The 13298-nt window shown below is 71.2% G+C and carries 12 protein-coding genes and 1 pseudogene; 7 read left to right on the top strand and 6 right to left on the bottom strand.

The window, feature by feature from the left end:
- Window positions 1–4 precede the first annotated feature (4 nt).
- The 3 genes from MOTC310_RS17630 to MOTC310_RS17640 all read right to left on the bottom strand — a co-directional run bounded on the left by MOTC310_RS17630 (window position 5) and on the right by MOTC310_RS17640 (window position 4157).
- A complete protein-coding gene (locus MOTC310_RS17630) occupies window positions 5–451 on the bottom strand; it encodes a PRC-barrel domain-containing protein (RefSeq protein WP_331292855.1) in 447 nt (148 codons plus the stop codon).
- Window positions 452–987: 536 nt separating this feature from the next.
- A complete protein-coding gene (locus tag MOTC310_RS17635) occupies window positions 988–2589 on the bottom strand; it encodes a GMC family oxidoreductase (protein ID WP_331292907.1) in 1602 nt (533 codons plus the stop codon).
- Between the two features lie 8 nt (window positions 2590–2597).
- Window positions 2598–4157: an ABC transporter substrate-binding protein gene (locus MOTC310_RS17640; RefSeq protein ID WP_331302728.1), complete on the bottom strand. Its 1560-nt coding sequence runs from the start codon at window positions 4155–4157 to the stop codon at window positions 2598–2600.
- 254 nt (window positions 4158–4411) lie between these two features.
- On the opposite strand from MOTC310_RS17640, the gene MOTC310_RS17645 reads away from it, so the two are divergent.
- The 7 genes from MOTC310_RS17645 (at window position 4412) to MOTC310_RS17670 (ending at window position 11471) form a co-directional block, all read left to right on the top strand.
- Window positions 4412–5995, top strand: coding sequence for an ABC transporter substrate-binding protein (locus MOTC310_RS17645; RefSeq protein WP_331292853.1), 1584 nt, complete (start codon window positions 4412–4414; stop codon window positions 5993–5995).
- Window positions 5992–6978: an ABC transporter permease gene (locus tag MOTC310_RS17650; RefSeq protein WP_331292852.1), complete on the top strand. Its 987-nt coding sequence runs from the start codon at window positions 5992–5994 to the stop codon at window positions 6976–6978. The genes MOTC310_RS17645 and MOTC310_RS17650 overlap by 4 nt, the downstream gene beginning before the upstream one ends.
- Window positions 6978–7814 (top strand): ABC transporter permease, encoded by an 837-nt coding sequence (locus tag MOTC310_RS17655; RefSeq protein ID WP_331292906.1) that lies wholly within the window; start codon window positions 6978–6980, stop codon window positions 7812–7814. Before MOTC310_RS17650 ends, MOTC310_RS17655 begins: the two co-directional genes overlap by 1 nt.
- Window positions 7811–8218, top strand: a complete 408-nt coding sequence (locus MOTC310_RS32855) for an ATP-binding cassette domain-containing protein (protein WP_419539927.1) — start codon at window positions 7811–7813, stop codon at window positions 8216–8218. Before MOTC310_RS17655 ends, MOTC310_RS32855 begins: the two co-directional genes overlap by 4 nt.
- A gap of 11 nt (window positions 8219–8229) precedes the next feature.
- On the top strand, window positions 8230–9399 hold the full coding sequence (locus tag MOTC310_RS17660; protein ID WP_419539928.1) for a c-type cytochrome: 1170 nt from the start codon (window positions 8230–8232) through the stop codon (window positions 9397–9399).
- A 25-nt stretch (window positions 9400–9424) separates the two neighbouring features.
- Entirely contained in the window at window positions 9425–10441 is a 1017-nt protein-coding gene (locus MOTC310_RS17665; RefSeq protein ID WP_331289175.1) for a hypothetical protein, read from the top strand.
- Between the two features lie 100 nt (window positions 10442–10541).
- Window positions 10542–11471, top strand: a complete 930-nt coding sequence (locus MOTC310_RS17670) for a LysR family transcriptional regulator (protein WP_331289174.1) — start codon at window positions 10542–10544, stop codon at window positions 11469–11471.
- Window positions 11472–11481: 10 nt separating this feature from the next.
- Here the strand turns inward: MOTC310_RS17670 and uraD are convergent, their stop codons facing one another.
- From uraD to MOTC310_RS17685, 3 genes and pseudogenes are all read right to left on the bottom strand, one after another.
- A complete protein-coding gene (gene uraD, locus MOTC310_RS17675; RefSeq protein ID WP_331289173.1) occupies window positions 11482–11991 on the bottom strand; it encodes a 2-oxo-4-hydroxy-4-carboxy-5-ureidoimidazoline decarboxylase in 510 nt (169 codons plus the stop codon).
- Window positions 11988–12944 (bottom strand): allantoinase PuuE, encoded by a 957-nt coding sequence (gene puuE, locus MOTC310_RS17680; protein ID WP_331302729.1) that lies wholly within the window; start codon window positions 12942–12944, stop codon window positions 11988–11990. Before puuE ends, uraD begins: the two co-directional genes overlap by 4 nt.
- A gap of 38 nt (window positions 12945–12982) precedes the next feature.
- A pseudogene (locus MOTC310_RS17685) lies at window positions 12983–13298 on the bottom strand (urate hydroxylase PuuD); the annotation flags it as partial.

Genomic DNA, 13298 nt, shown 5'->3' on the forward strand with positions numbered 1-13298 from the left:
CGCCTCAGATTTTCTTCTTGCCGAACGGAACGTCGGTCGCTCGGTCAACCTCTGTGTTCCAGTACGGCTCGGTGTTGAAGTAGCTATGGACATGCTCCTCCCACGCCGGGTCGAATGTGGGATCGGCGGTTGTCGCGGTGTATACAGGACCAGACCTGATACGCTCGTCGGTGCTGTCGATGACATACGCACGTTCATCCACGCTGTAAGCGAGAACCTTCCAAGGAATGGCGCGGTCGCTCGCGGCCTGGTCGGGTGAGGACGTCATTCGGACAATGGCATAGACGATACGGCCGGAGGGTTTGTCGATCATCAAACGTTCGATGCGGCCGATTGAACTCGCACCGCTTAGATGGACCGCCGTTCCCTCGACTTTATCGCTCGCGATGAGATTGCTTGCTGTCGCGTCTCCGCTTCTTGCGTCAACGCCAATGGTTTTAGGGTCGATCATGGCGCGGCAAACTCCGGGAGAGCGATCCGTCCTTCTGGATGAATCCTGCTTCCGGGAACGAGTTCCGGTGCTGGGCCCTATCTCGCCATCGCCCGCAGAGCTCCGGCGCGTGCGTGGCGTCCAAGGGCGGCTCCGGCACGCTGTTTGAGCCCCCGTGGTCGCCGTCGTCGGCCAGCCCGCCCCCGACCGGCGAGGTCGGCATCGCTTTCGTGCGGCGGCGTCCGGGTGCTGAAGTGACGAGGCAGCACTCACTGCCTTCTGCCCCCCGCGCCCGGCCTCCGACAGGGTCCCGCGCCTCTGGCGGCTCGGTCGACCGCCTGCCGCAGTCGGCATCCCGGAACGTTCGGAAATCCGTCTGGCCGATGTGCAACGTTACAGACGGTCCGCAGGGCTTCTCGCCTGCCAAGACGACGCGCGGATCGATCGCCCGCACTGCCGGGCGCCTCCGACGCATCGGGTCGGGGCCTCAAGCGCAACACCCAAGATCTGCGGCACCGGGCGCGGTGCAAGCTCGGGCACCGATTGGTCCACGCTCGTCAGCGCGGCGAGACGACAGTCGAAGCATGCTGAAATCCGCTCCCCAACATCCGCCGAGCAAGGTTCTCGCCGATCATCACGCAGGTAAAGTGCAGGTTGGCCCGGCAATCGCTCGGCATGATGGAGGCGTCGCAGACCCGCAATCCGTCGATTCCGCGAACCTTGAGATCGGGGTCGACGACACCGGACGCGTCCTGCCAGCCGGTCATGCGGCACGTGCCGGCCGCGTGCTGGATGTCGCCGGCTTCGGCAAGCATCAGATCATCGAGTTCCTCATCCGAGAGGCGCGCGGCCTCGCCGATCGGGAGCGGGCTGTCACCGAAGCGGATCGACGTCGCGAGATCGGCCAGTGCCGGATGCTCCGCGAGGCGCGCGAGGCGTCGGACCGCGTCGCGCATGCGCACCCGATCCCTCGGATCGTCGAGCATGTTCTCGTCGATGACCGGGTTGGTCTCGGGATCCGCCGCGGTGAGGCGCAGCGTCCCGCGTGAGAACGCGTCGTAGAGGCCGACACCGACGGCCCCTTGCGGCGTCGGTTCCGGCCCGGTCAGGGTTCGGTGATTGTAGGCGACGAGGATCATGTCGCGCTCGCCGCCGCCCGCGAGACCGCTGGAATATGTCACGCAGCAGTTGGTGTGGCGCGCATCCGGGCCGAGCGCCCGGCGGCTCGGCTTCAGATCCATCGTGGCCCGCAGGATCGGGTGATCCATGAAATTGCGGCCGACCGCCTCGTGAGCCTGCCGGACGGGGATGCCGAGGGCGCGGAGCGGCTCGGCCGGACCGATCCCGGACCGCATCAGGATGGCGGGGCTGTGGACGGCGCCGGCGCAGAGCGCGATCTCGCGGGCGCGGATCTCGGTCCAGGGCTCGACGCCGAAGCGGACACGGAGCCCGACCGCCCGTCGTCCCTCGAACAGGACACGGTCGACCAGCGCCGCGCAGCGGATCTCGAGATTCGGCCGGCCGCGGGCCGGTTCGAGATAGCCGTCGTTGGTGGTGACGCGGTGGCCGTTGCGGCTGTTGATCGGATTGCACGAGATGCCCTCGCCGGCCGGCGCGTTGAGATTCGCCTTCCAGCGGTAGCCCGCGTCGAGAGCGGCCTCCCGTAACCCCAGATCCACCGCGCCCCAGGATTCCAGCTTCGCGCGGTAGACCGGGAGCGGCCCGCCGCGACGGGTGCCGTCCTCGGTGCCGAAATCGGCGTCATCCTCGATCCGGTCGAAGAGCGGCAGCACGTCTCGGGCTGACCAGCCGGTGCAGCCCTGTTCCGCCCACGCATCGAAGGCCGCCGGGACACCGCGGATCGCGATCTGAGCGTTCACCGTCGAACTGCCGCCGAGCGCTCGACCGCGCCAGTAGAAGCGCGGCTCCTGCACGCGGGTCCGCCGGCTCATCAGCCCCGGCCATTGCCAATCCCCCTGATGTCCCGGGTCGTACATGAACGGGATGATGTTCGCCGACCGCAGGGCCGCCGGGGCCTCGTGCGAGCGCCAGTCGCGCCCGGCTTCCAGCAGGAGCACCCGGCGCTCCGGATCCTCCGAGAGGCGGGCCGCCAGGGCCGCACCGGCGGAGCCGGCACCGACCACGATGACATCGTACAGCGCTGCGCTCATTGCTTCTCAACGTTCCAGAACAGCGGGACGGCCGAGGGGATCAGGCCGGTGAGCGAAGTGCGGTAGGCCGCGGGCTGCGCAAACTGGCCGAACGGGACGACCAGCCCCTCGCCGTAGACGATGGCCTGGATCTCGCCCGCGATGGCGCGCCGCTTGTCCAGATCGGGCTCGCGGGCGAAGCGGTCGAACAGGCCGACCATGCGCGGGTCGCACATGAACCCGGAGCTTGCCGCGTCCTTGCAGTTGAAGTTGATGGCCGAGTTCGTCAGCGGCGAGCTGAGATCGAGGCCCAGGGCGTGGATGCCGAAGAGGCTCCACCCGGCCTTCTTGGTGCGGCGCGCCAGCAGGGCTGCCCAGTCCATGACTTGCAGATCCACGGTGAAGCCGGCCTGCTTCAGCCGGTCGGCCAGGATGGTCGAGGACACGCGCGCCGCCTCGAGATCGTTGGCCACCATCACGATCACCGGCTCGCCCTTATAGGCGGTCGCCTTCAGGGCGGCCCGTGCCGCCGCCACCGACGGATCGTGGAGGAGCTCCGTTCCGACATGCGTCTCGTAGGGCGAGCCGCAGATGAAGAAGGCGTCGCAGGTCTGGGAAAAGCGCGGCTCGAGGCCGAACCCGTCCAGGACCTCGCGCTGGTCGACGAGCCTCAGCAGGACGCGCCGGATCGCCGGGTCGTCGAACGGCTTGGCCGCCGTGTTGATGCGGTAATGGCCCGTGAACCGATGCGCGCCGGTGAAGTTCATCACCGCCAGGTTCTTGTTGCCCTCGATCTGCTCGATCAGATCGAAGGGCGCGTATTGCATGAAGTCGATCTCGCCGGCGCCGAGAGCGCCCGTGGCGGTCGCTCCGTCGGGAATGACGCGGATGTCGAGGGCGTCGACCTTCACGACCTTGCCGCCCGCCAGGAAGTCGGCGGGCTCGGGGCGCGGCCGATAATCGGGATTCCGGCGCAGCAGCATGTGGTCGCCGGGGATGTGCGCGGCGCGGTCGTAGACGAAGGGACCGGAGCCCACGACCTCCGCGAGCTGCGTCGCGGGCGGCGTCGCGGCGAGCCGGGCCGGCATGATGAACGGCGCGGGGCTCGACGTCGTGCCGAGGGTGTCGAGCACGAGGCCGTAGGGCTCCCGCAGCGTCAGCACGAAGGTTCGGTCGTCCACGGCCTCGAGGGCGGCGGTCACGTCCATGAGCCGGCCGCCCAGCGCACTGCGGGCCGCCCAGCGCCGCAGCGACGCGACGCAGTCAGCGGCCCGGACCGGCGCGCCGTCGTGGAAGCGCAGCCCGTCGCGCAGGGTGAACCGCCAGGTCAGGCGGTCGTCCGACACCGACCACGTGTCGACCATCTGCGGCCGAAACACGCCTTTCGCGTCCGGCGCGAACAGCGTGTCGTAGACCATGTAGCCGAAGGTGCGGGTGATGTAGGCCGTGGTGAAGTAGGGATCGAGGGTAACGATCTCGGCTTCCAGCACCGCCTTCAAGGTTGTTTCCGCTCCGGCGGAGGCCGGCGCGAACCACATCGCGGCCGCGAGCAGCCCGGAAAGCCTGGATCGTCTCATACGCATTCACCCTCTGCCCCGGGCCCGGTAGGCAAGCCGGATACCAACCGTTCGCACGCCGCCGCCGGTCGTGCCGGGTCGCCGGCGAGTGCCGGGAGACGGCGCCGGGCGCGATTTGCCGACTCGGACGCGTCCACCTGCCCCGTCAGCCGGGCAACTGGCCTGGTCGATGCATCGGGCTGACGCGGCCCCGGTCAGCCCTGGGGCCCGCAGGATCGCCCCGGCCGTGCTCCGAGGCGCTGGAAAGGTCACGGATGAACCGTCGCGATTTCGCCAAGCTCGCTCTCGCCGCCGGCGCGGCGGGGCCGATCCCGTTCGGCATCACGCGCGCCTTCGGACAGACCCGCGGCGGGATCCTCAACACCGTGATCCAGCCCGAGCCCGCCATCTTGGTCTCGGCCCTCAACCAGCAGGCGCCGACGCTCACGGTGTGCGGCAAGATCTACGAGAGCCTGCTGACCTACGACTTCGATCTCACGCCGAAGCCCGGCATGGCCCAGAGCTGGGAGCGCAGCCCGGACGGCCTGACCTACACGTTCAAGCTGTTCCCCGGCATCACCTTCCACGACGGCTCGCCGATGACCGCCGAGGACGTGGTGTTCTCGGTCACCAAGGCGCTGATGGAGGCCCATGCCCGGGCGCGCGGCACCTTCGCGCGCCTCGCCTCGGCCGAGGCGCCCGACCCGCTCACGGTGGTGTTCAAGCTGAAGGCGCCGTTCGCGCCGTTCCTGCACGCCTTCGACGCCACCACCGCGCCGATCATCTCGAAGGCGCTCTACGAGAACACCGACCTGCGGCAAAACCCGAACAACGCCCGGGCGATCGGCACGGGGCCGTTCAAGCTCAAGGAGTGGGTCAAGGGCTCCCACATCCACCTCGTGCGCCACGAGGGCTACTACCGGAAGGGCGAGCCCTACCTCGACGAGATCTACTACCGGGTGATCCCCGACGCCGCCTCCCGGGCGGTGGCCCTGGAGAGCGGCACGATCCAGCTGACCCAGTGGAACGATGTCGAGGCCTTCGACGTGCCGCGCCTCAAGGCGCTGCCGAACCTCGACATGACCACGAAGGGCTACGAGTTCTACGCGCCGCATCTCTGGCTGGAGATGAACACCCGCATCGCGCCGATGAACGACAAGCGCTTCCGCCAGGCAGTGCTCTACGCCATCGACCGGGAGGCCCTGCGCAAGCGCGTGTTCTTCGGCCTCGGCAAGGTCGCGACCGGCCCGGTCTCGTCGAAGACCCGGTTCTACGAGCCGGACGTGCCAAAATACGAGTACGCGCCCGCCAAGGCGGTGGCGCTCCTCGACGCGATGGGGCTGAAGCCCGGCGCCGACGGCAAGCGGGTCACCCTCAAGTACCTCGTCCCGCCCTACGGCGAGATGTGGCAGCGGGTGGCCGAGTACGTCCGCCAGTCCCTCGGGAAGGTCGGGATCGACATCGTGCTGGAGGGCATCGACGTCGGCGGCTGGGCGGCGCGCTGCGGCAACTGGGAGTTCGAGATGTCCGCCCCCTGGACCTACCAGTACGGCGACCCGGCGCTCGGCGTGTCGCGCTCCTACATCGCCTCGAACATCCGCAAGGGCATCCTGTTCTCGAACACCTCCGGGTACAGCAACCCCGAGGTCGACCGGCTGTTCGAGGAGGCGGCCGTGGCGCAGGACGACGCGACCCGGCAGAAACTCTACAGCCAAGTCCAGAAGATCCTGGTCGAGGACGCCGCGGTGGCGTGGCTCATGGAGCTCGACTTCCCGACCTTCACCGACAAGCACGTCCGGGATCTCGTCGTCACGGGCAGCGGCGTGAACGACACCTTCGCCCGGGCCTACCGCGCATGAGGATGCTGGCCGGACTGGCCGCCTGGATCGCGCGGACGCTGGCGGTGATCCTGGTCATCGCCAGCGTGAACTTCGCCCTCGTCCACGCGGCGCCGGGCGATCCCGCGCAGGTCATCGCCGGCCAGTCCGGCGCCTCGGACGAGACCCTGCTCCGGCAGCTCCGGGCCGAGTACGGCCTCGACAAGCCCTACGCGGTGCAGCTCGCGACCTATCTGGGCCGGGTGCTGCGGCTCGACCTCGGCTACTCCTACCGGCAGCAGCGGCCGGTCCTCGGCCTCGTCCTGGAGCGCCTGCCCGCGACCCTGCTGCTGACCGGAACCGCCTTCGCCCTGGCGCTCGGATTCGGGATCCTGCTCGGCACCCTCTCGGGCGTGCGGGCGGGCCGGTGGTCGGACACGCTGATCGGCCTCGTGGCGCTGGTGCTCTACGCCATGCCGGTCTTCTGGCTCGGCCTGATGCTGGTGCTGGTCTTCTCGGTCCAGCTCGAATGGCTGCCGGCCTTCGGCTACCGCAGCGTCGGCGCGCCCCTCTCGCCGCTCGGACAGGTGGGCGACGTGCTGGCGCATCTGGTCCTGCCCGCCCTGTCGCTCGCCGCGGTCTACCTCGCGGTCTACGCCAGGCTGATGCGGACCGCGATCGTCGAGGTCGCCGCCCAGGATTACGTGAAGACCGCCCGGGCCAAGGGCCTGAGCCGCGGCCGGGTGATCCGCGACCACATGATCCGCAACGCGATCCTGCCGGTGGTCACCGTCGCCGGCATGCAGGCCGGGGCGCTGGTGGGCGGCTCGGTGGTGGTCGAGACCGTCTTCGCCTGGCCGGGCCTCGGCCGGCTGGTGTTCGAGGCCCTCAACCAGCGCGACTACCCGGTCCTGCTCGGCCTCTTCCTCGTCATGTCGGTGCTCGTGATCCTGATCAACATGCTGACCGACCTGCTCGCGCGGCTCATCGACCCGCGGATCGGCGCCTCCGCGAGGGCCGCGTGATGGGCTTCGTCCGCGCGTTCCTGCGCAATCCCGGCGGCCCGATCGGCCTCGTCCTCCTGATCGCGGTGGTCGCGGTGGCGCTGCTCGCGCCGCTCCTGGCGCCGGTCGATCCCTGGGAGATGGTCGGCGCCCCGTTCGAGCCGCCGCTCAGCCCCGACCTGCCCCTGGGCTCCGACACGATGGGCCGGGACATCGCGGCCGGCCTCGCCCACGGCGCCCGGGTCTCGCTGGCGATCGGCCTGTCCTCGACGCTCGCGGCCCTGCTGGTCGGGGTCGTGATCGGGGCGGCGGCCGGATGGTTCGGCGGCCTCGTCGACGCCGTGCTGATGCGGGTCGCCGAGCTGTTCCAGACGATTCCCGGCTTCATCCTGGCCGTCCTGCTGGTCGCCACCCTGGGGCCGTCCCTGTCCCACGAGATCCTGGCCATCGCGGCGATCAGCTGGCCGCCCCTGGCGCGCCTGACCCGGGGCGAGTTCCTGCGGCTGCGGAACCGGGACTTCGTGCGCGCCGCCGCCTGCCAGGGCGAGCGGCCGGCCACCCTGGTCCTGCGCCACATCCTGCCGAACGCCGTGGCGCCGCTGATCGTCACCGGCGCGCTCACGGTGGCCACCGCGATCCTGATCGAGAGCGCGCTGAGCTTCCTCGGCCTCGGCGACCCGAACCTGATGTCCTGGGGCTACATGGTCGGGGCCGCCCGCACGGTGATCCGGCAGGCCTGGTGGATGAGCGTGTTTCCCGGCGCCGCGATCCTCGTGACGGTGCTGGCCATCAACCTCGTCGGCGAGGCGCTCAACGACGCCCTCAACCCGCGGCTCGCCCGGGGGGACCGCGCATGAGCGCGCCGATCCTGTCGATCACCGACCTCTCGGTCAGCCTGCCGGCGGGGGCCGACCGCGCCGAGGCGGTGAGCGGCGTCTCGCTCACCGTCAACGCCAACGAGATCGTCTGCCTTGTGGGCGAGTCCGGCTCCGGCAAGTCGATGATCGCTCACACGATCCTCGGCCTGCTGCCGCCCGGCGTGGCGGTGGCGGGCGGCGCGGTCACGCTGTGCGGGCGCGACGTCGCCGCCGCCACCGAGGCGGAGCTGCGGGCCGTCCGGGGCCGCGACGCCGCGATGATCTTCCAGGAACCGCTGAGCGCGCTGAACCCGCTGAAGCGGGTCGGCGCGCAGATCGCCGAGGCGATCCGGGTCCAGGCCCCCGCGACGCCGCGCGCCGCNGCGACGTCGAGACCCCGCTGAGCGCGGAGGCCGTGCGCGCTCTCGCCCCCCGCGGCGCCAAGGTCGCCGCCGCGGCCGACTGCTTCGCCTGCCACACCGCCCGGGGCGGCGCCCCCTGGGCGGGGGGGCTGCCCCTGGAGACGCCCTTCGGCACGATCCACGCCACCAACATCTCGCCGAGCCCACAGGGCATCGGCGGCTGGAGCCGCGCCGACTTCCACCGGGCCCTGCGCGACGGGATCGCGCCGGGCGGCCGCCACCTCTACCCGGCGATGCCCTACACCTCGTATCGCGGCCTGACGCCGGAGGATGTCGACGCCCTCTACGCCTACCTGATGACCCGCGCGCCGGTCGCGGTGGAGAACAGGGCCAATACCCTCGCCTTCCCGTTCGACCAGCGCTGGACCCTGGCGGCCTGGAATCTGCTGAGCCTGCCGGCCACGGTCGCCGCGCCCGATCCGGGCCGCTCCCCCCTGTGGAACCGGGGCCGCTACGTCGCCGACGCCCTCGGCCATTGCGGCGAGTGCCACACGCCGCGCACCGTGATCCAGGCCATGCGCCCGGACGCCGTCTATCGCGGCGCCACGATCGAGGGCGTCGAGGCGCCCGACATCACGCCCGCGGGCCTCGCGCGGATGGGCTTCACCCCGCACGGGCTCGTCGGGTTCATGCGCACGGGCCTCTCGGCCCAGGGCGGCGCGACGCACCAGATGTTCGACGTCGTGCATTTCTCGACGCAGCACATGGACGAGGTCGACCTCACGGCGCTCTCCGCCTACCTGTTCGACCGCGACGCCCTGCCGGCCGAGCCCGAGACGCCGGTCGCCGCCACCCCCGCGGCGATCCCCGCGGCGGTCGCGGCCCGGGGTCGGGCCAGCTACGCCGGCCTCTGCGCCGGCTGCCACGGCGGGGCGGGGGAGGGGATCCCCCACGTCTCCGTGCCGCTGCGGACGAACACCGCGATGCGGGTCGCGGGCGCGGGCGGTCTCCTGCGGGCGATCCTCGTCGGGCTCCCGGCGCAGCGCTTCCCGGGCAACGAGCGGATGGAGGCCATGCCGCCCTTCGCCGCCCTGATCGACGACGCGGCGCTCGCCGACCTCGCGACCTGGATGCGGGCCGAGTGGGGCGGGCAGGGTCAGGCGGTCACGCCGGACGAGGTCGCGCGCCAGCGCGCGGGTTTGCGGGCCGACGCTTCGCACTGAAGGCGGCCGGGAGGAGGGGGCGGACATGACCATGGCTTGTCGGATCGCGGCCGCGCTGCTGCCGCTCGGGATGACGTGCGCGGCGGGGGCGCAGGACCTCGGGACGGCCTCCTCGGCGCCGGTGGCGCCCGAGGCCACGACGGTGGTGGAGGACGGCCCGTTCTTCCTCTTCGCCGACACCCAGATCAGCTACCGCTACCAGTTCCCTACCGTCTCGCCCGGAATCCAGATCCAGCGCCCCGACGGCAGCTTCGTCTCCCGCGCGGCGCCCAAGCACATCCTGAACATTTCCCACGCCGATGCCTGGGCCTACGGGACGAACTTCTTCTCCCTCGACATCCTCAAGTCCGGCTCCCAGTTCCCGGCCGGCACCACCAACGCGCCGGGCTCCGTCGGCGCCCCGTTCTTCGCCGATTACGGCAATACCGAAGCCTACGGGCTGTATCGCGGCACGCTGAGCCTCAACGCGCTCACGGGCACGAAGGCCTTCACCGTCCCCGGCCTCTTCAAGGAGGTGTCGCTCGCCTTCGGCTTCGACGCCAATGCCCAGAACGACGCCTTCGGCTCGAAGAAGCGCGACATCGTCGGCGGCCTGAACTTCGCCTTCGACGTGCCGGCGGGCTTTCTCAACCTTTCCGTGCAAGCCTACAAGGAGTGGAACCGGAACGGGTTCAATCTCCAGCCGGACCGCGACCAGAGCTTCGACACGGTCCCGGAATTCGAGCTGGTCTACAACTTTCCCCTGACCTTCACGGGGCTGCCGCTCAGCCTCGTCGGCTTCAACAACATCGTGCTGCCGAAGGGGCGGGGCGTGAGCAACCCGGCCGCCTTCGCCTTCAACCCGCCCCGCGGGCTCGAATTCCTGTCGCGCACCAACCTCGTGCTCGATCTCGGCAAGCTCGTCTACGATCAGCCCAACCGGGTCGATGTCTTCGTCGGGTTCCAGTACTGGCACAACAAGTTCGGGAACGTCGAGACCGCGACCTTCAAGGGCACCGAGGAGAAGAGCTTCCTCGCCGGCGTCGCGTTCCACGTCTTCTGAGGGCCGGCGGCGCCCGCAGCGGGGCGATGCCGGCGCCGTGTTCGATCGCGCGCGGGAAATTCCATTGACAGCTTCCGAATGGGTCTGAAGATCGCGGCGCATGATCTCGCTCGAGAGCATCCGCATCTTCCTGCGCTCGGCGGAGACGGGGAGCTTCTCGGCCGCCGGCCGCTCGCTGCGGCTGTCACCGTCGGTGGTGAGCTACCGGATCCAGACCCTGGAGGAGCATCTCGGCTGCCTCCTGCTCACCCGGACGACGCGGCGCATGAGCCTCACGGAGGCCGGCCGGATCTTCTACGACCGCTGCCTCGACATCACCGCGGCGGTCGAGCAGGCGGAGAAGAGCGTCGAGACCGCGGGCGCGGTGCCCCGCGGGGTGCTGAAGGTGACGGCGCCGCTCGGCCTCGGCCGCCGGGTCGTCGCGCCGCTCGTGCCGCGCTTCCGCGCCCGCCACGGCGAGACCGATGTCCGGCTGCGCCTGTCGGAGCACCTCCTCGACCTCGTGCAGGAGGCGGTCGACGTCGCGGTCCGCCTGTCGCAGATGCGCGATTCCACCTTCACCCTGCGGAAGGTCGCGGAGATCGAGCGGGTCCTGTGCGCGGCGCCGGCCTACCTGGCCGGGCACCCCGCGCCCGCCGAGCCGGCGGACCTGCTGCAGCACGATTGCCTGCTGCTGCGCTATCCCGGCGCCGAGCAGTTCCGCTGGACCCTGGTCGACGGCCAGGAGACCGTGACCCTGCCGGTCTCGGGGCACATCGACGCCGACGACGGCGACACGCTCACCGCCTGGGCGCTGGCCGGCGAGGGCATCGTCCTGAAGCCGCTGTTCGAGGTCGCGGCGCACCTCGCCGAGGGCCGGCTCGTCCCGGTCCTGGAGCACACCCCGCCGACCAGCGTGACGCTCGGCCTGCTCTACCCGTCCCGCAAGATGCTGTCGGCCCGGACCAAGACCTTCGTCGACATGACGCACGAGGCCCTGCGCCAGCACGTGAGCGAGCAGCTCGCCCTGGTCGGCCGCCGGGCGGTCTGAGGCGGCCGCCTCAGGCCGCGACGAGGTCCTCCAGGCGCAGGGCGGCGATCCGTCCGACCTGCCGCAGGGCCTCGGCCCGCTCGGTCTCCGGCGGGTTGCCGAGCCGCTGCTCCAGGCGGGCGAGGATCGCGTCGCGGTCGAGGCCCCGGACCGCGATGATGAACGGGAAGCCGAAGCGCTCGGCGTAGGCCCGGTTGAGGTCCTGCAGCCGCGTCACCGAGGGGGAGGGGCCGCCCAGCAATCCGCTTCCCGCCTGCTCGCGGCTGGAATGCGCGGTGAGCTCGCCGCGCTGGGCGGCCCGCCCGGCGAGTTCGGGATGCGCCCGCAGCAGGGCGAGCTGGCGGACCCGGTCGGCGCCCGCCACCGTCGCCTCCATCGCCGCGTGCAGGTCCGCGCGCGCCGCGAAGGGCCCGCGGTCGAAGGCCGCCTCGGGGACCCAGGGGGAATGCTCGTAGACCTCGGCGAGGAGGTCCACGAAGGCGTCGCGCGCGAGCGCGTTGAGCGCGGCGATGGTGATCACGGACCTGTCCTCTCCGGGGTCGGTCCCGCCGCCGGGGCGCCGGGAGGATGGTGGGCCGCCCAGTGCCGGGCGATGTCGATCCGCCGGGTCACCCAGACGTCGGGACGGGCCAGGACGTGGTCGAGGAACCGGGCGAGGGCCGGCAGGCGCGCCGGGCGCCCGACGAGACGGCAATGCAGCCCGATCGACAGCATCTTCGGGGCGCTCGCCCCCTCCTCGTAGAGGCAGTCGAAGGCGTCGCGCAGGTGCGCGAAGAACTGCTCGCCCGACGGGAAGCCGCCGGGGATCGAGAAGCGCATGTCGTTGGTGTCGAGGGTGTAGGGCACCACGAGGTGGTCCCGGCCGGCGACGCGGACCCAGTAGGGCAGGTCGTCGGCGTAGCTGTCCGAATCGTAGAGGAAGCCGCCCTGCTCGACCACGAGCCGCCGGGTGTTCGGGCTGTCGCGGCCGGTGTACCAGCCGAGCGGCGTCTCGCCGGTCAGGCTCCGGATCGTCTCGACCGCGCGGCCGAGGTGCTCCCGCTCGATCGCCTCCGGGACGTCCTGGTAGGGCAGCCAGCGCCAGCCGTGGCCGGCGATCTCGTGGCCGTCGCGGAGAAAGGCCTCCACGGCGGCCGGATTGCGGGCGAGCGCCTGCGCGACGCCGAAGACCGTCAGGGGGACGCCGCGCTCGCGGAACAGGCGCAGGATCCGCCAGACGCCCGCGCGCGCGCCGTACTCGTAGAGGCTCTCCATGCTCATGTGCCGCGCGGGGAAGGGCGTGGCCCCGGCGATCTCGGAGAGGAAGATCTCGGCGTGGGGGTCGCCGTCGAGGACGGAGCGCTCGCCGCCCTCCTCGTAGTTCAGCACGAACTGGACGGCGACGCGGGCGCCGCCGGGCCAGCGGGCGTCGGGCGGCGCCGCGCCGTAGCCGACGAAGTCGCGCGGGGGGCCGTCTGTATCCGGTGCGGTCACGGGCGGGATCCTGCGTTGGCGCGGAAGGGGTCCGACGGTTATCGCGCGGCGAGCCAGCGGGCGAGCGCCGCGCGCTCCTCGGGCTGCATGTCGGTGATGTTGTTCGGCGGCATCGCGTGGGTCAGGACGGCCTGCAGGCGGATGGCCGGCGCGAAGCGCGCGACGTGCTCGGGGCTGTCGAGGAGCACGCCCTTGGGCGGGCTCGTCAGGCCCGGCCAGAGGGGCTCGGCGGCGTGGCACATGGCGCAGCGCGTCCCGACCACGGCCATCACGGCGTCGTCGACCGCGGGGCCCTCGAGCGCGCCCGTCCCGGCCGCCGCGAGGCTGATCGCCGGGGCCGGAGCCGGGGCCGCC

Origin of the sequence: Methylobacterium oryzae, from assembly GCF_036441375.1 — a bacterium.
GTDB lineage: Bacteria > Pseudomonadota > Alphaproteobacteria > Rhizobiales > Beijerinckiaceae > Methylobacterium > Methylobacterium oryzae_A.

Coding starts and splice junctions, on each gene's coding strand:
- MOTC310_RS17645 (WP_331292853.1), top strand. CDS start 4,412: ATGAACCGTCGCGATTTCGCCAAGCTCGCTCTCGCCGCCGGCGCGGCG.
- MOTC310_RS17655 (WP_331292906.1), top strand. CDS start 6,978: ATGGGCTTCGTCCGCGCGTTCCTGCGCAATCCCGGCGGCCCGATCGGC.
- MOTC310_RS17665 (WP_331289175.1), top strand. CDS start 9,425: ATGACCATGGCTTGTCGGATCGCGGCCGCGCTGCTGCCGCTCGGGATG.
- MOTC310_RS17630 (WP_331292855.1), bottom strand. CDS start 451: ATGATCGACCCTAAAACCATTGGCGTTGACGCAAGAAGCGGAGACGCG.
- MOTC310_RS17640 (WP_331302728.1), bottom strand. CDS start 4,157: ATGAGACGATCCAGGCTTTCCGGGCTGCTCGCGGCCGCGATGTGGTTC.
- MOTC310_RS17650 (WP_331292852.1), top strand. CDS start 5,992: ATGAGGATGCTGGCCGGACTGGCCGCCTGGATCGCGCGGACGCTGGCG.
- MOTC310_RS17670 (WP_331289174.1), top strand. CDS start 10,542: ATGATCTCGCTCGAGAGCATCCGCATCTTCCTGCGCTCGGCGGAGACG.